Raw genomic sequence first — 23,144 nt, 5'->3', positions numbered from 1 at the left:
ATTACACCCTCCAGAGAATCTGAGCAGCGTAGCCCGCGCAACCGACGAGCCACAGAATCGTAAGAACTTGCAGCACGAGGCGCACGGCCATCGGCTTCACATAGTCCATCCAGATGTCGCGCACGCCAAACCAGGCGTGATACAGCAGCGAGAGGATGGTGAGGAACGTCAGGATCTTCATCCACTGGTTGGAGAAGAGACCTGCCCAGCCTTCGTACGACGGATTGCCGAAAGCCAGGTACACACCCGCCAGGATCACGGTGAACAGCACCATGATCACGGCGGTCACGCGTTGCGCCAGCCAGTCCTTCAGACCGTAGTGCGCACCGACGACAAGACGCTTGGGACCGATATTATTGTTTGCCACCTTGATTCTCCTCAGAACAGGCCGAATAGCTTCAGCCCGAAAATCAGGGTGAGCAGCAGGCTGACGACGAGCACCGCGACGGCCGACTTTGCAGACGTGGGCTTTGCCACGCCGACGTGCACGTCGAGCAGCAGGAAGCGGATGCCAGCGCAGAAGTGATGCAGGTAACCCCAGATCAGCGCCAGGATGACCAGTTTGACGAAGCCGTTGGACAGCAGTGCCGAGAACTTGGCGAAGCTCAGCTCGGACGTGACGCTCTGCTCAAACAGGTACAGAACGAACGGAAGGAGGAGGAACATCAATGCACCGCTGACGCGATGCAGGATGGATACCTTGCCGGCCCAGGGCAACCGATAACGCGCGATTTGCGCAATACCGATGTTCCGGAACTCCGGCCTGGCTTGTTTGACGGCTTCAGCCATGCGAGACCCCATTTGCGGTAGAAAAAAAACTGCAAAAGAACGAAAACTGCCATTGCTCCGGGTTTCACCGGATCGCTACACGATTGCGCAGTGACGCGACTCCGGGTACCTTGAAGGCACGGGACACACCCGCCTTCCGGTGCGCACCGGTTTGGATCCTGCGCGTGGGTTGCGCTGGATGCAAATGAATGCACTGGAGCAAATCCAGATGATTTTAGCGCCTTTGTTGCGCGCCGCACCAATAATTTTCAGCTATCGCGCACCAACCCGGCGTGCCCGACAATCGCACGCAATACTTCGCGCACCACGCCGGATCGGACTTCTCCCCGGCGCATTTCCGATGATTCCATTCAATGGCCGCAACGGTCAGCACAGGTCATCTGCAGGCGCCGCAATAATCGCGCTCCGACCCTGGCGAGCATCGCCACCCTGCATTAACTCAAGTCATTCTGGTAATAGTGCCGGGTGGTCACATAGAGGCCGCGGCGGACTTCCACCGGACGATCGCCATAGGTGAACGATACCCGCTCCACCGACAGCAGCGGCGTACCCGCGGCCACGGACAGCAACTCGGCCGCCGTATTATCGGCAGAAACCGCCCGAATCTTTTCCGTGGCGCGGATCATGCGCGTGCCGAACTCGGCCTCGAACAGCGCGTACATCGGGCCCTTCCACTCGTTGAGCTTCTCGGCCGTCAGTCCTTTGAAATTGGTACCCAGCAGCCAGATCTCGTCCAGCACCGTGGCTTCATTCGAAAATGTCAGCACGCGGCGGATCTGCACGACGCTGTCGCCGGTACGGATATCCAGCAGCCGTGCGATCTCGGCCGGCGCGCGCAGGCGCTTGCATTCCAGCACCCGGCTCGCGCCATAGTGCGGCTCGCCCTCGTCGGGTACCAGCCGCAGGAAACGGAACTTGACCACGTCCTCATAGTGCGTGGTCACGAAAGTGCCCTTGCCCTGCCGGCGGGCCACCAGGTTCTCGGCAGCCAGTTCGTCGATGGCCTTGCGCACCGTGCCCTGGCTGACCTTGTAGCGCGCGGCCAGGTCCATCTCGCTCGGGATCATTTCGCCCGGTTTCCATTCGCCGGACTGCAGGCTCTGGGTGATCAGGGCCTTGATCTGCTGATAGAGGGGACTGAACGTGGGCGAGGGATTGACCGGGCCGGCCGGCGCATTGGCGGCGGGCGGCTGCGTCCCGGCACCGCTCTGGGGGGCGCCAGATTCCGGCGCGCCGTTGCCGGCTGCGGCGGACAGGGACGTGGGCAGGGATGACATAGCCCGGATTTCACCACAAAATCGAGAATCGCGTCCAGCACGCTATGAAATGTCTTATGTCTTATATAAGACATATAAATTGACAGTCACGGAGGCCCGTCCTACACTCGCGCAGTCCGCGCCGCCGCCCCCGGCCGCCATCCCCCGCAAGACCCGGATTCGGGCATTGCGGCACCGTTCGGGATGCGGCGCACCACATAGCAGTAGTAGACTTACGCCTTGTCGCCCCCGACGCGGCGGACGCCAGCCTGCCCCGTGGCGACACGCGACGCGCCCGCCCCGTGCGGCAGGCGCCACTGACCGGTTACCCCTCATTTCGTTTGGAGATTTACTCATGGCTAAAGCCCCAATGCGCGTCGCAGTGACCGGCGCCGCTGGCCAGATCGGCTATTCCCTGCTGTTCCGCATCGCCAATGGCGACATGCTCGGCAAAGACCAGCCGGTTATCCTCCAACTGCTCGACCTCCCGCAAGCCCAGGCCGCCGTCAAGGGCGTGGTGATGGAACTGGAAGACTGCGCGTTCCCGCTGCTGGCCGGCGTGGTCATCACCGATGACCCCAAGGTTGCCTTCAAGGACGCCGACGTGGCCCTGCTGGTTGGCGCCCGTCCCCGTAGCAAGGGCATGGAACGCAAGGACCTGCTCGAAGCCAACGCCCAGATCTTCACGGTGCAGGGCAAGGCGCTCGACGAAGTGGCGAGCCGCAACGTCAAGGTGCTGGTGGTGGGCAACCCGGCCAACACCAACGCCTACATCGCCATGAAGTCGGCCCCGAGCCTGCCGCGCGAGAACTTCACCGCGATGCTGCGCCTGGACCACAATCGCGCGCTGTCGCAGATCGCCGCCAAGACCGGCAAGCCGGTGGCGTCGATCGAGAAGATGTTCGTGTGGGGCAACCACAGCCCGACCATGTACGCCGACTACCGCTACGCCACCGTGGACGGCAAGAGCGTCAAGGACATGATCAACGACCCGGTCTGGAACAACGACGTGTTCCTGCCGACCGTTGGCAAGCGCGGCGCCGCCATCATCGAGGCCCGTGGCCTGTCGTCGGCTGCCTCGGCCGCCAACGCCGCCATCGACCACGTGCACGACTGGGTACTGGGCTCGAACGGCAAGGTCGTCACGATGGGCATCCCGTCGAACGGCGAATACGGCATCCCGGCCGACACCATGTTCGGCTACCCGGTGACCACCGCCAACGGCAAGTATGAAATCGTGAAGGGTCTGGAGATCGACGCCTACAGCCAGGAAAAGATCAACATCACCCTGAAGGAACTGGAAGAAGAAAAGGCCGGCGTGCAGCATCTGCTGGGCTGATCTTCCGGAGCTTCCCGCGCATGACGAACCGGGGTCCCGCATCGATGCAACAATCGGCGCGGACCCCGGTTTTTTCATGGGCGCGGGCTTTGTCTCGTCAATTACCCCCCACTCCATAAGTATTCAACGTGCATCCTTCCGAGGTCTTGTTCCAGGGCGAAGCCATCCCGGTCCAGTTGCCGGTGTGTGACCACTATGCCGGCAGCGAAAAGCTCATGCGCAAGTCGCTGGCCCTGCAGCAAGAGCTTGGGCCCGTGTTCGACATCACGTTCGATTGCGAGGACGGCGCCGCCGTCGGCCTGGAGCGCGAGCACGCCACGCTGTGCGCCCAGCTGATCAACAGCCCCGCGAACGTCCACAATCGCGTGGGCGTGCGCATCCACGACCCGGCCCACCCGCACTGGCGCGAGGACATCGACATCCTGGTCGCCGCCGCCGGCGCGCGGCTGGCCTACGTCGTGGTGCCGAAGGTGACCGATGTGGTGGAAGTGGCCCGGGTGACCGACCACGTCAATCACGTGGCGCGCAGTGCCGGCATCGCCCGGCATATCCCGATTCATGTGCTGATTGAGACACATGCAGCACTCGAACAGGTCTTCGATATCGCCGCGCTGGTCCAGGTGGAGTGCCTCAGCTTCGGGCTGATGGACTTCGTCTCCGCGCACCACGGCGCCATTCCGGGCGATGCGATGCGCTCGCCGGGCCAGTTCGAATACCCGCTGATCCGCCGCGCGATGCTGGAGATCTCGGCGGCCTGCCATCGCCACGGCAAAGTGCCGTCGCACAACGTCAGCACGGACGTTCAGCATCCGCAGCGCGCCGGCGAAGACGCCAGCCGCGCCCGCGCCGAGTTCGGCTACCTGCGCAAGTGGAGCATCCATCCGGGCCAGATTGCCCCGATCGTGGCCGCTTTCCGCCCCACCGACACCGAGATCGGCGCGGCCAGCGAGATTCTGCTGGCCGCGCATGAGAACAACTGGGCGCCAATCCGCCATGACGGCCAGTTGCACGACCGCGCCAGCTACCGGTACTACTGGGCGCTGTTGCAGCGTGCCCACGCGACGGGCACCCACCTGCCGGCAGCGGCGGCCGAGCTGTTCTTCGACTGAATGACCCGGGTGACGCCTCCGCGCGCGGATACTGCCCTTTTCCGGCCTGAAGTGCCCCATGGCAAACCAGACATTTCCGATTGTGTAACCAATAGATGACGGACTTCGCCCTGTCAGGCAAATCGTAGAGAATAGCGGCGGAAAGTTGCCGGGCGTCCGCACGGGCACCCGGCCCCGCCCAATATCAGAGCCCCCAAGTAATCATTCAAAATCCGGAAGGAATACCCATGAAAAAGATCGTGCTTGCCTCCTTGCTCGGCGCCCTCTCGCTGACCGTCGCCTCCACCGCCATGGCTCAGGAACCCGCCAAGAAGCCGGCTGCGACCAAGAAAGCGCCCGCCAAGTCCAGCAAGAAGGCCACGACTGCTGCCGCCGCCCCCGCCACGCCGTCCGGCGAGAAGTGGCAGTGCGAGCTGGGCAACGTCATCTATATCAATGGCAACATGCTGCGCGACGAAGTGCTGACCGTGCACTGGCAAGGCCGTGACTACCGCCTGCCGCGCCAGTCCACCGTGACCGGCGCCGACCGCTACTTCGACCAGCAATCGGGCCTCGACCTCGTCGTGATCCCGGGCAAGGCCATGCTGTTCAACAAGAACCTGGGCCAGCGCCTGGCCGACGAATGCCAGAACGCCGACATGCAGGCCGGTGGCTCGGCCCCGACCCAGGCCGGCGCCCTGCGCGCACCGGTGGCCACGCCGCTGCTGATGGCTCCGGCCCCGGCCGCCGAAGCCCAGCCCGCCCCCGCCGCCCAGGCTCCGAAGCAGTAAAGTCGTAAATTTGCGATCATTGCAGTACTTCGCGCGGCCCCTCGCCGCGCGGCAGTTGAGTTTGTTGTCACGGTGCGCGTCCGGGGAATCTCCGGCCGCGCCGCGTCAAGGCGGCGGAACCCTCTCGTGCACCGGGGTCTGAAGAAGAAGAAAGTTTAGAAAATCGCGTCCCGCGTCATCCCTCGATTGGAGTCAGGCAATGCCCCACAATCTCAATAAAACTCTCAAGGAATTCAAGCTCGCCACCGGCGGCCGCGGCCAGTACTACTCCCTGCCGCAGCTGGGCAAGGCACTGGGCGTGAAGATCGAACGGCTGCCGATTTCGATCCGGCTGGTGCTGGAATCGGTGCTGCGCAACTGCGACGGCAAGAAGGTCACCGAGGAACACGTTCGACAACTGGCCAACTGGAAGCCCAAGGCCGACCGCGTGGACGAGATCCCGTTCGTGGTAGCCCGCGTGGTGCTGCAGGACTTCACGGGCGTGCCGCTGCTGGCCGACCTGGCCGCAATGCGCAACGTGGCCGAGAAGATGGGCAAGAACCCCAAGAAGATCGAGCCGCTGGTGCCGGTGGATCTGGTGGTCGACCACTCGGTGCAGATCGACCATTTCCGCGAGAAAAAGGCGCTCGACCTGAACATGCAGCTGGAATTCAAGCGCAACAACGAGCGCTACCAGTTCATGAAGTGGGGCATGCAGGCCTTCGACACCTTCGGCGTGGTGCAACCGGGCTTCGGCATCGTCCACCAGGTGAACCTCGAATACCTGGCGCGCGGCGTGCACAAGAAGGACGGTGTCTACTATCCGGACACGCTCGTTGGCACCGACTCGCATACCACGATGATCAACGGCATCGGTGTGGTGGGCTGGGGCGTGGGCGGCATCGAGGCCGAAGCCGGCATGCTGGGTCAGCCGGTCTACTTCCTGACGCCTGACGTGGTCGGCGTGGAACTGAAGGGCCGCCTGCGCGAGGGCGTGACCGCCACCGACCTGGTGCTGACCATCACCGAAATGCTGCGCCGCGAGAAGGTCGTCGGCAAGTTCGTCGAGTTCTTCGGCGAAGGCACCGCCAGCCTGACCACCCCGGACCGCGCCACCATCGGCAACATGGCGCCCGAGTACGGCGCCACGATGGGCTTTTTCCCGGTGGACGAGAAGACCATCGACTATTTCAAGGGCACCGGCCGCACCGCCGAGGAAATCGCCGCGTTCGAGGGCTACTTCCGCGCCCAGGAGATGTTCGGCGTGCCGATGGCCGGCGACATCGACTACAGCACCACGCTGACGCTCGACCTGGGCTCGGTGGCGCCGTCGCTGGCCGGCCCCAAGCGCCCGCAGGACCGCATCGAGATCGGCAACGTCAAGAGCACCTTCGCCTCGCTGTTCTCCAAGCCGGTGGCCGAGAACGGCTTCAACAAGAATGCCGATGACCTGGACCGCGAGTACACCAACACCGACGGCGTGAAGGTGAAGAGCGGCGACGTGCTGATCGCCGCCATCACCTCGTGCACGAACACCTCCAACCCGAGCGTGCTGCTGGCCGCCGGCCTGCTGGCCAAGAAGGCGGTGGAAGCGGGCCTGAACGTGGCGCCGCACATCAAGACGTCGCTGGCCCCGGGCAGCCGCGTGGTGACCGAGTACCTGACCGCCACCGGCCTGCTGCCGTACCTGGAGAAGCTTGGCTTCGGCGTGACGGCCTACGGCTGCACCACCTGCATCGGCAATGCGGGCGACCTGACCCCGGCGCTGAACGAGGCCATCGTCCAGAACGACATCGTCGCGGCCGCCGTGCTGTCGGGCAACCGCAACTTCGAGGCCCGCATCCACCCGAACATCCGCGCCAACTTCCTCGCCTCGCCGCCGCTGGTGGTGGCCTACGCCATCGCCGGCAACGTCACGCGCGACCTGATGACCGAGCCGGTGGGCAAGGGCAAGAACGGCAAGGATGTCTGGCTGGGCGATATCTGGCCGACGTCGGAGGAAATCCAGGCGCTGCTGAAGTTCGCGCTGGACGCCGAGGTGTTCAAGACGAACTACGAGCAGGTCAAGAAGCCGAGCAAGCTGTGGGCCAACATCAAGGGCACCACGGGGCAGGTCTATGACTGGCCGACTTCCACCTACATCGCCGAGCCGCCGTTCTTCCAGGACTTCCAGCTCGAGCCGAAGGCTGCCTCGGCCAGCGTGCGCGGCGCGCGGGCGCTGGGCGTGTTCGGCGACTCCGTGACGACCGACCACATCTCCCCGGCCGGCTCGATCAAGGACACCTCGCCGGCGGGCAAGTACCTGCTCGCGCACGGCGTGCTGAAGGCGGACTTCAACAGCTACGGCTCGCGCCGCGGCAACCATGAAGTGATGATGCGCGGCACGTTCGCCAACGTGCGGATCAAGAACCTGATGATTCCGCCCAAGGCCGACGGCTCGCGCGTGGAAGGCGGCCTGACGCTGCACCAGCCCACCGGCGAACAGATGTCGATCTACGACGCCGCCATGAAGTACATCGCCGAGGGGACGCCCACGGTGGTAATCGGCGGCGAAGAGTACGGCACGGGTTCCTCGCGTGACTGGGCGGCCAAGGGCACGCAGCTGCTGGGCGTGAAGGCCGTGGTGGCGCGCAGCTTCGAGCGGATCCACCGTTCGAACCTGGTCGGCATGGGCGTGCTGCCCCTGCAGTTCAAGGGCAGCGACAGCGCGCAGTCGCTCGGCATCATCGGCAACGAGACCTTCGACGTGGAAGGCATCGAGGGCGACCTGAAGCCGCAGCAGGATGTGGTGCTGGTGATCCATCGCGCCAACGGCGACACGCAGCGCGTGCCGGTGTTGCTGCGCATCGACACCCCGATCGAGGTGGACTACTACAACCACGGCGGCATCCTGCCGTTCGTGCTGCGCCAGCTGCTGGCCGCATAAGCGGTCCCGGCCCCGGCCAGGAAGTGACAACGGCGCACCCCACGGTGCGCCGTTTTTCATTGCTGGGCGCCGCGCGGCCGGGCCAGCTTGCGGGTTATCCCCGATCCGGCACGTAAGTTCCACGCAAGGCTGCACTGCCAGACTGGTCCCTACGCAATTCGGCGTTCATCCCTATAAGCGGGCGCGGCCATGGCACGCCCCCGCACCGACTGGAGACACCATGGTCAAGATCCTCATCGCTTTCATCGTCGTCGCCGGCGCCGCCCTGTATCTGCTGACGAAGGGTGGCGGCGACGTCTCCATGGGCGGCGAACAGCACGGCGCCGAGACCCACGCCCCGGCCCCCGCCGAGGCCCCGGCAGCGCCCGCACAGAAATAAGACGGAACGCCGCCAGGCGCGGTGTTTGTCAACGCAGCGAGTAGAATACCGTTTTACGTAAAACGGACGGTCTTCACATATGGCAGGTTTTCGCCCCAAGTCTTCCCCCCGACTCTCGCCCGATGCCGAGCGACTGGTGGCCGACGCGCTTGCGCTCGACGCCTCGGGCAGCCGCATGGAGGACGGGTATTGGGAGCGGCGGCTGTCGCAGCGCCTGGGCCGCCTCCTGAAGAACGGCAGCCAGACCGCCCTCGACGCCGCGCTCGAACACCTGTTCAAGCACAACGCGGATGCCTCCGACGTGCTGGCCGAGCAGGCCGAGACGCTGGCCGAGTCCGCCACGGTCGAGATCGACGGCGTGCAGCATGACGCCCTGCTGATCGCCGCGCCGATCCTCGCCCATACCCGCTACGCGATTCCGTCCGGCGCGCTCAAGCCCGAGCTGGCCCAGACGCTGGCCGTGCACCTGCAGGCCCACGTGCTGGCCACGCAGACCCAGGTGGCGCTGTCGCCGTATCTATATAGCATCGACCAGCTCCCGCGCACCCATAGCGACACCTTCGCCCTGACCCACAAGCTCGCTTCGGCGGCGCTGGCCGGCACGGTGCCCAAGGTGGATCTGCGCGACCTGCCGGAGACCGCCCCGATCCTGGCCGATCCGCGCTACCTGCTGGCCGTGGTGGTGGCGCCGCACGAAGGCGCCCTATTCCGCTGGCAGGAAGATGCCAAGGAGCACCACGCCGAGCGTTCCACCTGCCTGGAGCAATGGCGCCAGCAGGTGCAGCCGTCCGTGGCCGTGCTGCTGCCGGGCTGCGAATTCGAACTGCTGCTGCCCGATGCGTTCTTCCTGTCGTGCCGCGAATCGGACAAGAGCATCCGCCCGCTGACCGTGCGCGCCGCCGTGAACTACCTGTGCGGCACGCTGGACGTGCCCGCCGGCCAACTGGCTGCCGTGGTGGCCTCGTTCGGCGAGGAAGTGGTCGAGGAATACCGCGTCGGCTTCACCATGCGCGGCGAGAAGGACGTGATCTACGGCATCGTCTGGCCCGTCTATGGCCGCGAGGCCGGCGAAGTCGATGCCGAGGAAAAGGGCAACCCGCTCGAGCAGATCTGCGAGGAACTGCGAAACGCCGGCGTGGAGGAGATCTTCCGCCACGCCGCGCTGTTCGACCCCGAGTACTGCGAAGACTGCGGTACGCCGCTCTATGCGGACCGTTCGGGCGAGATCGTCCACGCCGAACTGCCCGAGGACGCGCCGACCCAGCAGCCGCTGTTCCACTAAGCTGGCCGCCGACTCATAAAAGAACCCGCGCAAGCGGGTTTTTTTATCGGCGCGAAGCGGTGGAAGGTGCCGCCAACCGGAAGTGCCGAAAACACCCCATACCCGTGCCATCGCCCAGGAAGTCCCCCAACCCACGCAGGCGTGTACGTTTGACGGCACAATGCATGGCATCCCATCCCACATCCCGCACCACCCGAGGAGCCTGTCGATGAAAGCGAGCCATCGTTCCGCCAAGATCCGCCATGCCTTGCTGGGCACCCTGCTCTCCGTTGCGATGTCCGCCGGGGTGACCGTGGGCGCCGCGCACGCCGAGGACCTGCGCATCGGCCTGGCTGCCGATGTCACCTCGATGGACCCGCACTGGAACAACGCGGGCCCGAACAACGCCATCGCGCTGCATATCTTCGAATCGCTGGTGTTCATGGATAAGAACGCCCGCTACATCCCCGGGCTGGCGCTGTCCTGGAAGCCGGTGAACGCCATCACGTGGGAGATCAAGCTGCGCCCGAACGTGAAGTGGCATGACGGCACGCCGTTCACGAGCGAGGACGTCAAGGCGTCCCTGGAGCGGCCCGAGAAGCTGACCAACAGCCCCGGCTCGTTCACCAGCTATACCAAGCCGATCGCCCGCATCGACACGCCCGACGCGCTCACCGTGCGCCTGACCATGAACGTGCCGAATTACGCCAACCTCGCCAACGACCTGAACAGCGTGCCGATCATGCCGAAGAGGGTCGCGGCCACGCTGACCCAGGCCGATTTCGACTCGGGCAAGGCGATGATCGGCACCGGGCCGTTCAAGTTCGTGCGCTTCGCGCGCGGGCAGGAAATCGTGATGGCGAAGAACCCCGACTACTGGGGGCCGAAGGTGGACTGGGACCGCGCGGTGTTCCGCATCCTCACCGACAACGGCGCACGCAGCGCGGCGCTGCTGGCCGGCGACGTGGACGTGATCGAGAGCGTGCCCTCGGCCGACGTGGCGAAGCTCAAGCAAAATCCGAAGTTCAAGATCGAGCAGACGGTGTCGTGGCGCACCATCTTCTGGCAGATGGACCAGTCGCGCGACAACTCGCCGTTCGTGACCGACAAGGCCGGCAAGCCGCTGGCCAAGAACCCGTTCAAGGACGCCCGCGTGCGGGAAGCGGTCAGCAAGGCGCTGAACCGGGACGCCATCGTCAGCCGCATCATGGAGGGGCTGGCGGTGCCGGCCTCGTCGATCGTCTCGCCGCAGATCTTCGGCCATCCGGGCACCAAGCCGGACGCCTACGATGTCGAGGGCGCCAAGAAGCTGCTGGCCCAGGCAGGCTACCCCGATGGCTTCGCGCTGACGCTGCACGCCACCAACAACCGCTACCTCAACGACGGCCAGGTGGCGCAGGCCACGGCCGGCATGCTGACGCGCATCGGCATCCAGACCAAGGTGGAGACCCTGCCCGTGGCAGCCTACTTCACGCGCGCGCGCCAGGGCGAGTTCTCGTTCCAGATGCTGGGATGGGGCTCGGCGGCGGCCGATGTGGCGCTGCGCTCGATCACCGGCACGCCCAACCCGAAGACCGGCTATGGCACGTGGAACTGGGGCAAGTACAGCAATCCGCAGCTCGACAAGCTGATCGAAACGTCACTGACCACGGTCAGCAGCGACAAGGCGCGCGAGGAAGCCGCGCGCGCCGCGGCGAAGGTCGCGCTGGCGGATCACGCCATCATCCCCTCGCACAGCCAGCTGGCGATGTGGGCGATGCGCAAGGGCCTGCGCTACGAGGCCCGCACCGACGAATGGTCGCTGGCGCAGTTCTTCCACAAGGAATGACCGTTTTCCCTCAGAAAGCGATCAGATCACCAGCCGGTCTTCCTGATTGGCATTGGCCGCGCGCAGCTTCTTGACCCAGTCCCGGGCGGGCAGCTGGGTCGCGGCTTCCACCACGTCCGCGCGCGCTTCCAGCGTCTCCCAGGAGACGTCGATGGCCGGCCCGTTGAACGCCATGGCGATGACGTTGCCGTCATGCACTTCCGGGAACACCAGCACGCGGTTGTCGAAGGCATCGCAGATCCGCACGATGTTCTTCGGAAAGCTCTCGTGGTCGCCGAACAGGTTGATCGTCATCACGCCGGGGGTCTTCAGCACGCGGCGGCAGGCGCGGTAGAACGCCGTGGTGTCCAGCACCGGGCCGCGCGCGGTGGCGTCGTAGAGGTCCACCTGGAGCGTATCGATGGCCGCCGTGCTGGCGCTGTCCATCACGAAGTCCCAGGCGTCCTGCTCGCGCACGGTAAGGCGCGCGTCATCTTCGCGCAGGCCGAACATGCTGCGGCCGGCCACGATCACGGCCGGATTCAGCTCCACCGCCGTCACCTTGGCGCGGGCGAACTGCCGATGGCAGAACTTGGTCAACGCGGCAGCCCCGAGGCCCAACTGCACCACGTGGAAGTCGTCGACCGAGGGCGACTGGAACAGCAGCCAGGCCATCATCTGCTGCGCGTATTCGAGCTCGATGGCATCCGGCTTGCGCAGGCGCATCGCGCCCTGGACCCATTCCGTGCCGAAATGCAGGTAGCGCACGCCGTCCATCTCGGAGAACGTCACCGGCGCGAAGCGCGGCTTCATGCGGGCTTCGTGACGGGGGTCCTGCCGGGAATCCTGCCGGGCGTTCAGGTTGCCGCGCGATGCGTCACGGTGTCCGCGGGCGGGACGGCGCGAGGCCACGGCCTCGATCGATTTGCGTTTCAGAAGCGTCATAGCGGAGAAAAAGGCGCCAAGGGCGCGGATCATGGGGGCGAATCATTGGCCCAGCGCGGTCTGGGCGCGCTGGAGCCATTCGCGATTGTGTTCGCGGGCATGGCGCGGCCAGTGGCGCGCGTCATGGACGATATCGGCATAGAGCGCTTTCGCGCGCTCGCGGTCGGCGGCATCGGGCTGGGCCGTCAGCCAGTCGGCAAACAGGCAGCGCGGCGCGGCATCGCTGGCGCTGGTCAGGGCCTGCTCGAACGCAGCCCGGGTGCCGGGCGCGCCGGTAGCGGCCAGCGTCTGCGCGTACAGCAGCGAGGGCGTGGCCTGCTCGCGCGCCTGCGGATGATGCGAGAACAGCGTCTCCAGCGTGGCCTGCGCCGGCCCGGGCTGGCCGGTGGCCACCTGGGCGCGCGCCAGCCCTTCCAGCAAGGCCGGGTCGGAGGCGAACGGGCCGTTGGCGGCCGTCTGGTAGTGCGTCAGCGCCTCGGCCGGCTGGCCGGCATCGAGCAGCGCGGCGCCCAGGCGCATGCGGTGGTCCACGGTGGGTGCCCGGTCGAAGGCGTCGCGGGCCTCCCGCACGGCACGGTTCGGATCCACGATCTGCCGGATCGCCCGTCCCGCCGCCCGCGCCCCGCGCGTCTGGCGCAGGCTGGGCAGGTAGACCGCGAAGAAATAGACCACGCTGCCGAGCCCCGGGAACAGGAACAGCAGCAGGAGCCAGTACATATTCTGGTGCGTGCGCACCGCATGCACCGCGAAGAAGATGGCGACGATGACATGCAGGCCGATGCCACCAATACCGCCAAGGCCGAGACTGGACATAGGAATTTATCGAAATGGGAGGCCGGCCCGCCGCGCGGGGCGAGCCATGGCCGCGATTGTGACAGAAGTGACTGACGGTGAGACTTGTTCGGTACGCCTAAAGTTTTGCGGATTTGCGCCGAAGAAGGGGTGGGCTCTCTCCCGATCGGAACCACGCATATGACAACAATCAGCAGCGTTACCCCTCAGATCGTCACCGCCAGTGACGCCAACGTAACCAACACCCGCCGCTTCACCGCGCCGGCTGACGACGCGGCGCAAGCCGCCGCCGCCAGCACGGACGGCAGCGCGTCGGCCTCCTCGGCTTCCTCGGCCAGCGCCAGCGGCGACATCAAGGGCCCGGGCGGCGCCGGACGCCTGGGCGGCGCAGGTGCCGCAGACGCCAGCGCGGCCAGCAGCGAAGACAGCGACTCGGCGGTCATCAAGGCGCTGAAGCAGCAGATCGAGGCGCTGCAGAAGCAGCTGGCAGCCCAGATGCAGCAGCTCCAGGCCGCGCAGAACAGTGGCGCGGACGACAGCACCAAGGCCAGCACCGTGGCCGCGCTGCAGGCCGGTGTCACGTCGACCTCGGCGTCGCTCCAGCAGGCCGTCGCCAAGCTGGCCGAAGCCATTCAGCAGGCCGGCGCCTCCAGCACCGGGAACATCGTCAACACGACGGCCTGAACGGCGTCGCCCCTTCGTCATCGAAAGAAGACGCCCCACGCCTGGCTGGGCGATTCAGTCCAGCCAGGCGCGCAAGGCCTGCCACGCGACCCGCTTTTCCGCATAGGCCAGCGTATAGGCCGGGCTGCTCGACGGCAGCCGCAGGATGGCATGGCGGTCGCCATGCGCCCCCAGCGCCCCCAGCGCCTTTTCCCCGATCTTCGCCGCCGTACCGCCGTTGAAGGCAATCGCCCGCAGGCTCGGCAGCGTGCCGATCAGCCCGAGCAGGTCGTTCCCGGCATGGTCGCGGATATTGCTGTCGAGGCTGCCATCGCGCCGCGCCTCGGCCACCACGTCCCACAGCCCCACGCCGTACCCAAGCAGCGCTTGCAGGCGGGCCGGGTAGTCCTGGCCGACGAGATCGACCCCGAGGACATCGCCCATCAGGTGCCAGAAGCGGTTCTGCTTGTGCGCGTAGTACTGGTTCTGGGCGAGCGAGACCTCGCCCGGCAGGCTGCCGAGCACGAGGACGCGGGTGTGGGCATCGACGACCGGCGGGAAACAGCGTTTGGTGGTCATCTTGGGAGGGTCTTCGCTGGCGGCCCCTCCCCCGCAGGCGGGAGCGGGGCCGCAAACCGGCCTCAGGCCAGCAGGCGGTTCACGCGTTGCACGTAGGTGGCCGGATCTTCCAGCATGCCGCCCTCGGCCAGAAGGGCCTGGTCGAACAGCACGCTGACGCGGTCGGCGAAGGCTTCGTCGCCGGCCACGTCGCGCAGCTTCTTCACCAGCGCGTGCTCGGGGTTCAGCTCCAGGATCGGCTGGGCGTCGGGCGCCTTCTGGCCGGCCTGCTTGAGCAGGCGCTGCAGGTAGCCGCTCATGTCGCCATCGTCCGACACCAGGCACGAAGCCGATTCAGTCAGGCGCAGCGTCACGCGCACGTCCTTGGCTTTGCCTTCCAGCACGCCCTTGGCACGGTCGACCACGTCCTTCCAGTCGGTTTCGGCCTTTTCCTGCTCGGCCTTCTCGGTCTCGTCGGCCAGCGCGCCGAGGTCCAGGTCGCCACGCGCCACGGACACCAGTTCCTTGCCGTCGAACTCGTGCAGGTAGGACAGCATCCACTCGTCCACGCGCTCGGTCAGCAGCAGCACTTCGATGCCCTTCTTGCGGAAGACTTCCAGATGCGGGCTCGACTTGGCGGCCACCCAGGTGTCGGCGGTGACGTAGAAGACCTTGTCCTGCCCTTCCTTCATGCGGCTCACGTAGTCGCCCAGCGAGACCGACTGCTCGGCCGTGTCGCTGTGGGTGGACGCGAAGCGCAGCAGCTTGGCGATGCGCTCGGCGTTGGCCTGGTCCTCGCCCATGCCTTCCTTGAGCACCTGGCCGAACTGCTCCCAGAAGGTCTTGTACTTGGCGCGATCGGCTTCGTCCTCGCTGTCCGCCAGCGATTCGAGCATCGACAGCACACGCTTGGTGCTGCCCTCGCGGATCGCGCGCACATCGCGGCTCTCCTGCAGCAGCTCGCGCGAGACGTTCAGCGGCAGGTCGGCCGAATCCACCACGCCCTTGACCCAGCGCAAGTACGCCGGCAGCAGTTGGTCCGCGTCGTCCATGATGAACACGCGCTTCACGTACAGCTTCAGGCCGGCCTTGTGATTGCGGTCCCACAGGTCGAACGGGGCGCGCGCCGGGATGAACAGCAGCTGCGTGTACTCGCTGCGGCCTTCCACGCGATTGTGGGTCCAGGTCAGCGGGGCTTCCTGGTCATGGGCGATGTGCTGGTAGAACGCCTGGTACTGCTCGTCGGTGATGTCGGACTTGGCGCGCGTCCACAGCGCGCTGGCCTGGTTCACGCTCTCCCACTCGCCGGTGGTCTTGTGGGCGCTGGCTTCGGCATCCCACTCTTCCTTGGGCATGCGGATCGGCAGCGAGATATGGTCCGAATACTTCTGGATGATGTGGCGCAGCCGGTACGACGACAGGAAGTCGTCCTCGCCCTCGCGCAGGTGCAGCGTGATGGTGGTGCCGCGCTCGGCGCGCGAGATGGCGTCCACCGTGAACTCGCCGTCGCCGGTGCTTTCCCAGCGCACGGCTTCCTCGGCCGGCACGCCGGCGCGGCGCGTCTCCACCGTGACCTTGTCCGCGACGATGAAGGCCGAGTAGAAGCCCACGCCGAACTGGCCGATCAGCGCGGCGTCCTTCTGCTGGTCGCCGGACAGTTGCTGGAAGAATTCCTTGGTGCCCGAGCGCGCGATCGTGCCGAGGTTGCGGATCGCCTCGTCGCGGCTCATGCCGATACCGTTGTCGGTGATCTTCAGCGTGCGGCTGGCGGCGTCGGCTTCGATGCGGATGGCCAGGTCGGCATCGTTCTCGAGCAGCGACGGGTTGGCGATCGCCTCGAAGCGCAGCTTGTCAGTGGCGTCCGAAGCATTCGACACCAGCTCGCGCAGGAAGATCTCCTTGTTGCTGTACAGCGAGTGGATCATCAGGTGCAGCAGCTGCTTCACTTCCGCCTGGAAGCTCATCGTTTCGTGCGGTGCGGTCATGGTTCTCCTCTTGAAAGCTTGAAAACAAAGCGGGCACATCCGGGGTTGCCCCGGGCGCGGTGCGCGGCGGGGTCGATGGCCCTTCAAATCGGGATGGACGGACGGTTTTTCAAGCCCCCGGGGTGGCGGGGGCGGGGGCGGTATGGGCGCCAGAGGCCGGCTGGCCGGATAATCGCTCGATCTGCGCGGCCAGGAAACGCAGCATGCCGGGATCGGCGCTGCTGGCCACGTTGAAGCGCGTCCAGGTGGATGGCATCTGGCTGGGCGAGAACAGGCTGCCCGGGGCGAACAGGTAGCCCTCCTCGTGCCCCGCCGTAGCGATGACATTGGTGTCCACGCCCGTATCGGCCCACAGGTACATGCCGGCGTGCTGGCCCGGGAACATCCGCAAACCCAGCCGTTCGAGTTGGTGGCGGGTCTCGTCGCGCGCCCGGTCCAGCCGGCCGCGCACGCGCTCCACGTGCTTGCGGTAGTGGCCCTCGGTCAGCACCTTGTAGACCACGCGCTCGTTGATCTCGGGCGTGGCCATGCCGGTCAGCAGCTTGCTGTCGGTCAGCGTCACGGCCAGCTCCGGGCTGGCGGCGATGAACCCCACGCGCAGGTTGGCGGCCAGCGTCTTGGAGAAGCTGCCGAGATAGATCACGCGCCGGAGCTGGTCGAGGCTGGCCAGCCGGGTGGCGGCGTGGCCGGGCGGGCAGAGATCGCAATAGATATCGTCCTCCACCACCAGGAAGTTGTACTGCTCGGCCAGTTGCAGCAGCCGGAACGCCCGGGCGGCGGAGAGCGAGGTGCCCGTGGGGTTGTGCAGCACGGAATTGACCACGAACAGCTTGGGCCGATGGGCCTGCACCACGCGCTCGAGCGCGTCCAGGTCCGGGCCATCGGCCGTGTACGGCACGCCGATCACGTGGGCGCCCTGCGCGGCGAAGCGCGCGAACATCACGAACCAGGCCGGATCGCCGACCAGCACGGTATCGCCGGGGTGCAGGTATTGCCGTGCGATCAGGTCGAACGCCTGCGTGATGCCGGAGGTCATCACGATCTGGTCCGGCGTGACGCCGATCTCCAGCTCCTCCAGCCGCGTGCGCAACTGCTGCCGCAACGGCAGGAAGCCCTGCGGCGTGCCGCTCGACAAAAAATGGTTGCCCGGTTGCCGCCCCAGGCTGCGCAGCGCGCCGGACATCAGCTCGCCGTCCAGCCACTCGTTCGGCAGGAAGCCCCAGCCCGGCGCCTTGTGGCTCTCCGCCGAATGGAACATGCTGCGCAGCAGCCAGGTCACGTCGATATTGCGGATGGCGTCCGAAGGCGGCGTGGCGGCCGTGGACGGATGTGCCACGCGCTCCCGCACATAGAACCCCGAGCCGCGCCGCGACTCCAGGTAGCCCAGCGCCACCAGCCGCTCATAGGCTTCCACCACGGTGAAGCGCGAAATCCCCTTCTCGGTGGCCAGTTGCCGGATCGACGGCATGCGCATGCCGGCCCGGAAGACCCGTTCGTCGATGCGCAGCCGTGCCCATTCAGTCAATTGCTCGACCAGCGTCATCTGGGCCGAAGGAATCGGGTCCGGCAACTGCTCGTGGCCGGCCGTCGGCATCACCAGCCTCAAAGGCCGTGTGCCGCCCGACGCACCCGAGCGGCCTCCGCTATCCTTGCGGTCTGGCCCGGGGTGCCGCCTTTCGTCCGCTTCGCTGCCTTCCATGTGGTGCTCCCGCAACTGTACTGAATACGATCTGCTGAACTGTATCGGTACTGTACCGATAACCTTGTCTACCATCAACCGACAATGACGCTCGCCATAGACCACCTCGTGATCGCGGCCCCGGATCTGGAATCCGGCGCGAACCATGTTGCCGACCTGCTCGGCGTTGCCCCGCAAGGCGGCGGCGCGCACCCGCGCATGGGCACGCACAACCGCGTCATGGGGCTGTTCGGCGGGATGTACCTCGAAGTGATCGCGATCGACCCGGCCGCCCCGGCGCCGGATCGGCCGCGCTGGTTCGGGCTGGACAGCGAAGCCATCCGCGAGCGGCTGGCCGACGGCCCGTTCCTGGCCCACTGGGCCGCCCGCGTGGAACGGCCGATCGACCTGTCGCGCTGGCAGGCGCAGTACCCGGACCGCATCGCCCCGGCCATTCCGATGACGCGCGGCGCGCTGCACTGGCGCCTGACCGTGCCCGACGACGGCAGCCTGCCGGCCTGGCCGGGTGAGGCGACGCATGCGGGCGATGGCCTGTTCCCCACGCTGATCCAGTGGGACGTGCCCAACCACCCCGCCATCAGCCTCCCGCGCCAGGACCTGGCGCTGCGTCGGCTGCGCGGCAGCCATCCACAGGCGGAACTGCTGCGGCAGGGGCTGGCGTGGATCGGCGCAGCAGACCTGATCGAGATCGAACAGACCGATGGGCCGCCACAACTGGTGGCCGAAATCGACACCCCAGCAGGCACCAAGACCCTGCGCTGACTATATAAATACCCCCGAAGGAGCCCCCGACGATGTCCGCCACCACCACCAAGCGTTTCGACGACGACGCCTATCTCGACCACTGCAACGCCACGGTCGTGGCCGTGAGCGAGGCCGGCATCGAGCTGGACCAGACCGTCTGCTACGCGCGCAGCGGCGGGCAGGCCGGGGACACCGGCACGCTGGTGCTGGCCGATGGCCGCGTGGTGGCGCTGATCGACACGATCTACGCCGAGGACCGCACCCGCATCCTCCACGTGCCGGCGCCGGACGCCCCGGCGGTGCAGCCCGGTGACCAGGGCGAAGTGCGCATCGACTGGGCGCGCCGCCACAAGCTGATGCGGCTGCACACCTGCCTGCACCTGCTGGGATCGCTGATCCCGGTGCCGGTGACTGGCTGCAGCATCTCGCCCGATTCCGCGCGCATCGACTTCGACCTCCCCGAATCCACGCTGGACAAGGCCGAACTGACCGAGCAGCTCAACGCGCTGATCGGCGCGAAGACCGATGTGCGGATCGACCGCATCACGCCCGAACAGCTCGCCGCGCAGCCCGATCTGGTGCGCACCGTGGGCGCCGCGCCGCCGGCCGGCACGTCCACCATCCGCATCATCGAGATCCCCGGTGTGGACCGCCAACCCTGCGGCGGCACCCACGTGGCCAATACGGGCGAGATCGGCGCGGTCACCGTGACCAAGATCGAAAAGAAGAGCCGCACCAACCGCCGCGTGGTGGTCAACTTCGCCGCGCTGGCCTGAGGTCGCCGTCATGGATGCCAACTGGCTGACGGGCCTGTCGATGGCCCAGTTCCTCGCATTGATCACGCTGCTGGCCGTGGGCGCGTTCACGCCCGGCCCCAACACCACCATCGCCGCCGTGACCGGGGCCAACTTCGGGCTGCGCGCCACGCTGCCGCATTGCATCGGGGTGGCGTTCGGCTTCGCGAGCATCGTCGCGCTGTGCGCCACCGGCGTGGGCGCCTTGATACTGGCCAGCCCGATGCTGGCGCGCGCCATCCATGTCGTCGGCGTGGCCTACCTGCTCTGGCTGGCGTGGAAGATTGCCCGGAGCGCCTCGCTGGCCGAGAAGACCGTGCTCAAGCCGATGAACGTCTGGCAGTCGGCCGCGTTCCAGTACGCCAATATCAAGGCGTGGATGCTGGCGCTGGCCGTGGCGGCCTCGTACATGGCCGGCGCGCCCTCGCCCGCGCAGCGCATCGCGCTGGTCAGCACGGTGTTTGGGGTCTTCGGCTTCTTCAGCAACGGCGCCTATGGGCTGCTCGGCGCCTCGCTGCGGCACTGGCTGGCGCAGGGCAACCGCGTGCGCTGGTTCAATGGAACGATGGGGCTGGCGCTCGGCGTGACGGCGGTCTGGATCGCCCTTGCCGCGCAGCCGCACTGATCTTCCCGGGCCTCCCCATCATGGCAAATCCTTCTGCTTCTGCTTCTCCCTCCCATCCGCCCGCTTCCGGCGGCATGTGGCTCGGCTTCATCGGCGTGGCGATCTTCAGCCAGACGCTGCCGTTCACGCGCATGGCCGTGGCCGAGCTGGACCCCATCTTCGTGGCGCTGGCCCGCGCGGTGCTGGCGGCCTGCCTGGCGCTGGGCCTGCTCGCCCTGCGCGGCGCGCTGGCCCCGGCACGGCGGCCGCGCGGACGCCAGTGGGCACGGCTGGCCGTGACGGCGCTGGGCGTGGTGGTCGGCTTTCCGCTGTTTTCGTCACTCGCCATGCGCGAGGTGCCGGCCGGCCATGGCGCCATCGTGATTGGCCTGCTGCCGCTGGCCACCGCCGTGTTCGCGGCGTGGTTCGGCAGCGAGCGCCCTTCCCCGGCCTTCTGGCTCTCGGCCGTGGCCGGCAGCGCGCTGGTGATCGCCTTCGCCCTGTGGCAGGGGGCCGGCGGCCTGCAACATGCAGACTGGTATTTGTTCGCCGCCGTGGTACTTGGCGCGCTGGGCTATGCCGAGGGCGGCAAGCTGTCACGGGAGCTGGGCGGGCTGGAAACCATCAGCTGGGCGCTGGTCGTGTCCCTGCCGGTACTGGTGCCCGTGGTGGCGTGGCTGGCCATGGCGCACGCGCCCGAGATCGGCGCGGCATCCTCCCGGGCGTGGCTCGGCATGGCCTATGTATCGGTCTTTTCGATGTTCATCGGCTTCCTGTTCTGGTACGCCGGACTCGCAAAAGGCGGCGTCGCCCGCGTAGGCCAGATACAATTGCTCCAGCCGTTCCTCACGCTGGCGGGCGGCGCCGTGATCCTGGCCGAGCCCCTCGACGCCCCCACCCTCGCCTTTGCCGTGGCGGTGATTGCCGTGGTGGCCCTTGGCCGCCGCGCCGCCGTGCGCAACACGGCACCCGCCACGCCACCGGCCGCCACCGCGGCCGAAGGGGCGCCCCCCATATTTCCAGGACGACTTCACTAACAGGAGCCATGCATGTCCGTATATGACACCCTCGCCCGCCTCGGCGTGGAACTGCCCCCCGTCAGCGCCCCCGCCGCCGCCTATGTCATGGCCGCGACCAGCGGCAACACCGTCTTTCTCTCGGGCCACATCGCCCGCAAGGACGGCAAGGTCTGGGCCGGCAAGCTCGGCAAGGACGTCGACACCGAGACCGGCAAGGCCGCCGCGCGCGCCATCGCCGTCGACCTGCTGGCCACGCTCCACGCCCATATCGGCGACCTGAACCGGGTCCAGCGCATCGTCAAGGTGATGAGCCTGGTCAACTCCACGCTGGAATTCACCGAGCAGCACCTGGTGACCAACGGCGCATCCGAGTTCCTGGTCGAGGTCTTCGGCGACAAGGGCCGCCATGCGCGCAGCGCGTTCGGCGTGGCCCAGGTGCCGATGGGCGCCTGCGTCGAGATCGAAATGATTGTCGAAATCGCATAATTCGTATTTTTTCCACCACGCAGTCCAAGATTCACCCCACCAGAGACAGATCATGAAATGGGCCATCTCCCGCCGAGCACAGCAACTGACCAGCTCGGCCATCCGCGAAATCCTGAAGGTCACCGAGCGTCCGGAAGTCATTTCCTTCGCCGGCGGCCTGCCGTCCCCGGCGTCGTTCCCGGTAGCGGCCATGGAAGCGGCGGTGGCCCGCGTATTCGCCGATAACCCCCAGGGCGCGCTGCAATATGCCGCCACCGAGGGTTATCTGCCGCTGCGCGAATTCGTGGCCAAGCGCTACAACGTGGAGGTGGAGCGCGTGCTGATCACCACCGGCAGCCAGCAGGCGCTGGACCTGATCGCCAAGGTGATGATCGACCCGGGCAGCCCGGTGCTGGTGGAAACGCCGAGCTACCTCGGCGCCCTGCAGGCGTTCTCGCTGTTCGAACCCGAGTTCGTCTCGGTGCCGACCGACGAGCGCGGACTGGTGCCCGAGGCGCTGACGCCGGAGCTGACCGCCGGCGCCCGCTTCCTCTACGCCCTGCCGAATTTCCAGAACCCCACCGGCCGCCGCCTGCCCCTGGAGCGCCGCCAGGCGCTGGTCAAGCGCGCGCAGGAACTGAACCTGCTGCTGGTGGAAGACGACCCCTACGGCGAACTGAGCTACACCGGCGACATCCTGCCGACACTGCTCTCGATGAACCCGGACGGCGTGATCTACATGGGCTCGTTCTCGAAGGTGCTGGCCCCCGGCCTGCGCCTGGGCTTCGTGATCGCCCCGCCCGAACTGCACTTCAAGCTGTGCCAGGCCAAGCAGGCATCTGATCTGCACACGCCGAGCTTCACCCAGCGCATGGCCTACGAGTCCGTGCGCGACGGCCTGCTCGAACGCCATATCCCGACCATCCGCGCGCTCTACGGCAAGCAATGCGAAGTGATGCTTGATGCACTCAAGCGCCACATGCCCGCCGGCGTGACGTGGAACCAGCCCGAAGGCGGCATGTTCATCTGGGTGGAACTGCCCGAGGGGCTGGACAGCATGAAGATCCTCGAGGAAGCCGTGCGCCGCAACGTGGCCTACGTGCCGGGCGCGCCGTTCTATGCGGGCAATCCGCGCATGAACACGCTGCGCCTGGCCTTCGTGACGGTGCCGCCGGAGCGGATCGAGCAAGGCGTGACGATCCTCGGCGAACTGTTCCGCGAAGCCATCGCCAAGGCAGCGCCGCAGCCGCGCGCTGCCTGA

At 66.7% G+C, this 23,144-nt stretch carries 22 protein-coding genes; 14 read left to right on the top strand and 8 right to left on the bottom strand.

Features of this window, described 5'->3' with window-relative positions:
- Position 1: 1 nt before the first annotated feature.
- The 3 genes from sdhD to AC1EJR_RS04065 form a co-directional block, all read right to left on the bottom strand.
- Positions 2 to 367: a succinate dehydrogenase, hydrophobic membrane anchor protein gene (gene sdhD / locus AC1EJR_RS04075; protein WP_092290168.1), complete on the bottom strand. Its 366-nt coding sequence runs from the start codon at positions 365 to 367 to the stop codon at positions 2 to 4.
- 11 nt (positions 368 to 378) lie between these two features.
- On the bottom strand, positions 379 to 789 hold the full coding sequence (gene sdhC, locus AC1EJR_RS04070; protein ID WP_092290173.1) for a succinate dehydrogenase, cytochrome b556 subunit: 411 nt from the start codon (positions 787 to 789) through the stop codon (positions 379 to 381).
- 434 nt (positions 790 to 1,223) lie between these two features.
- Entirely contained in the window at positions 1,224 to 2,066 is an 843-nt protein-coding gene (locus AC1EJR_RS04065) for a GntR family transcriptional regulator (RefSeq protein WP_092290175.1), read from the bottom strand.
- 334 nt (positions 2,067 to 2,400) lie between these two features.
- Between AC1EJR_RS04065 and AC1EJR_RS04060 the strand changes: the two genes are divergently transcribed.
- The 7 genes from AC1EJR_RS04060 (at position 2,401) to AC1EJR_RS04030 (ending at position 11,636) form a co-directional block, all read left to right on the top strand.
- Entirely contained in the window at positions 2,401 to 3,384 is a 984-nt protein-coding gene (locus AC1EJR_RS04060; protein ID WP_092290179.1) for a malate dehydrogenase, read from the top strand.
- 128 nt (positions 3,385 to 3,512) lie between these two features.
- Entirely contained in the window at positions 3,513 to 4,493 is a 981-nt protein-coding gene (locus tag AC1EJR_RS04055; RefSeq protein WP_092290181.1) for an HpcH/HpaI aldolase/citrate lyase family protein, read from the top strand.
- Between the two features lie 227 nt (positions 4,494 to 4,720).
- Entirely contained in the window at positions 4,721 to 5,263 is a 543-nt protein-coding gene (locus AC1EJR_RS04050) for a hypothetical protein (protein WP_092290183.1), read from the top strand.
- Positions 5,264 to 5,462: 199 nt separating this feature from the next.
- Positions 5,463 to 8,168 (top strand): aconitate hydratase AcnA, encoded by a 2,706-nt coding sequence (acnA, locus tag AC1EJR_RS04045; RefSeq protein ID WP_092290185.1) that lies wholly within the window; start codon positions 5,463 to 5,465, stop codon positions 8,166 to 8,168.
- Positions 8,169 to 8,388: 220 nt separating this feature from the next.
- A complete protein-coding gene (locus AC1EJR_RS04040; RefSeq protein WP_177219833.1) occupies positions 8,389 to 8,547 on the top strand; it encodes a hypothetical protein in 159 nt (52 codons plus the stop codon).
- 79 nt (positions 8,548 to 8,626) lie between these two features.
- A complete protein-coding gene (locus AC1EJR_RS04035) occupies positions 8,627 to 9,829 on the top strand; it encodes a DUF2863 family protein (protein ID WP_092290187.1) in 1,203 nt (400 codons plus the stop codon).
- A 274-nt stretch (positions 9,830 to 10,103) separates the two neighbouring features.
- A complete protein-coding gene (locus AC1EJR_RS04030; RefSeq protein WP_255370685.1) occupies positions 10,104 to 11,636 on the top strand; it encodes an ABC transporter substrate-binding protein in 1,533 nt (510 codons plus the stop codon).
- A 21-nt stretch (positions 11,637 to 11,657) separates the two neighbouring features.
- On the opposite strand, the gene AC1EJR_RS04025 is transcribed toward AC1EJR_RS04030, so the two are convergent.
- Entirely contained in the window at positions 11,658 to 12,560 is a 903-nt protein-coding gene (locus AC1EJR_RS04025) for a class I SAM-dependent methyltransferase (protein ID WP_454757199.1), read from the bottom strand.
- A gap of 42 nt (positions 12,561 to 12,602) precedes the next feature.
- Complete coding sequence (locus AC1EJR_RS04020; RefSeq protein ID WP_092290191.1) at positions 12,603 to 13,373, bottom strand: tetratricopeptide repeat protein; 771 nt, start codon at positions 13,371 to 13,373, stop codon at positions 12,603 to 12,605.
- 159 nt (positions 13,374 to 13,532) lie between these two features.
- Here AC1EJR_RS04020 and AC1EJR_RS04015 point away from each other — a divergent pair, with 159 nt between their 5' ends.
- Positions 13,533 to 14,036, top strand: coding sequence for a hypothetical protein (locus tag AC1EJR_RS04015; protein WP_092290192.1), 504 nt, complete (start codon positions 13,533 to 13,535; stop codon positions 14,034 to 14,036).
- A 54-nt stretch (positions 14,037 to 14,090) separates the two neighbouring features.
- Here AC1EJR_RS04015 and AC1EJR_RS04010 read toward each other — a convergent pair whose 3' ends face one another.
- From AC1EJR_RS04010 to AC1EJR_RS04000, 3 genes are all read right to left on the bottom strand, one after another.
- Entirely contained in the window at positions 14,091 to 14,594 is a 504-nt protein-coding gene (locus tag AC1EJR_RS04010; protein ID WP_092290193.1) for a DNA-deoxyinosine glycosylase, read from the bottom strand.
- A 62-nt stretch (positions 14,595 to 14,656) separates the two neighbouring features.
- Positions 14,657 to 16,558: a molecular chaperone HtpG gene (gene htpG / locus AC1EJR_RS04005; RefSeq protein ID WP_441644098.1), complete on the bottom strand. Its 1,902-nt coding sequence runs from the start codon at positions 16,556 to 16,558 to the stop codon at positions 14,657 to 14,659.
- 109 nt (positions 16,559 to 16,667) lie between these two features.
- Positions 16,668 to 18,152 (bottom strand): aminotransferase-like domain-containing protein, encoded by a 1,485-nt coding sequence (locus AC1EJR_RS04000; protein WP_477112915.1) that lies wholly within the window; start codon positions 18,150 to 18,152, stop codon positions 16,668 to 16,670.
- Between the two features lie 189 nt (positions 18,153 to 18,341).
- Between AC1EJR_RS04000 and AC1EJR_RS03995 the strand changes: the two genes are divergently transcribed.
- The 6 genes from AC1EJR_RS03995 to AC1EJR_RS03970 are packed head-to-tail and all read left to right on the top strand — an operon-like array spanning position 18,342 to position 23,144.
- A complete protein-coding gene (locus AC1EJR_RS03995; RefSeq protein WP_441590549.1) occupies positions 18,342 to 19,019 on the top strand; it encodes a VOC family protein in 678 nt (225 codons plus the stop codon).
- 32 nt (positions 19,020 to 19,051) lie between these two features.
- Positions 19,052 to 19,777, top strand: coding sequence for an alanyl-tRNA editing protein (locus AC1EJR_RS03990; RefSeq protein ID WP_441590550.1), 726 nt, complete (start codon positions 19,052 to 19,054; stop codon positions 19,775 to 19,777).
- A gap of 10 nt (positions 19,778 to 19,787) precedes the next feature.
- Positions 19,788 to 20,420 (top strand): LysE family translocator, encoded by a 633-nt coding sequence (locus AC1EJR_RS03985; protein WP_441590551.1) that lies wholly within the window; start codon positions 19,788 to 19,790, stop codon positions 20,418 to 20,420.
- Between the two features lie 20 nt (positions 20,421 to 20,440).
- Positions 20,441 to 21,436 (top strand): DMT family transporter, encoded by a 996-nt coding sequence (locus tag AC1EJR_RS03980; RefSeq protein ID WP_441590552.1) that lies wholly within the window; start codon positions 20,441 to 20,443, stop codon positions 21,434 to 21,436.
- Between the two features lie 12 nt (positions 21,437 to 21,448).
- Complete coding sequence (locus tag AC1EJR_RS03975) at positions 21,449 to 21,904, top strand: RidA family protein (protein ID WP_092290209.1); 456 nt, start codon at positions 21,449 to 21,451, stop codon at positions 21,902 to 21,904.
- A gap of 52 nt (positions 21,905 to 21,956) precedes the next feature.
- The gene (locus tag AC1EJR_RS03970; protein WP_092290211.1) at positions 21,957 to 23,144 is read left to right on the top strand and encodes an aminotransferase-like domain-containing protein; all 1,188 of its coding nucleotides are present in this window, start codon (positions 21,957 to 21,959) and stop codon (positions 23,142 to 23,144) included.

The organism is Cupriavidus sp. 05T42 (assembly GCF_056396345.1).
This window is presented reverse-complemented; position numbering and strand designations above follow the sequence as displayed.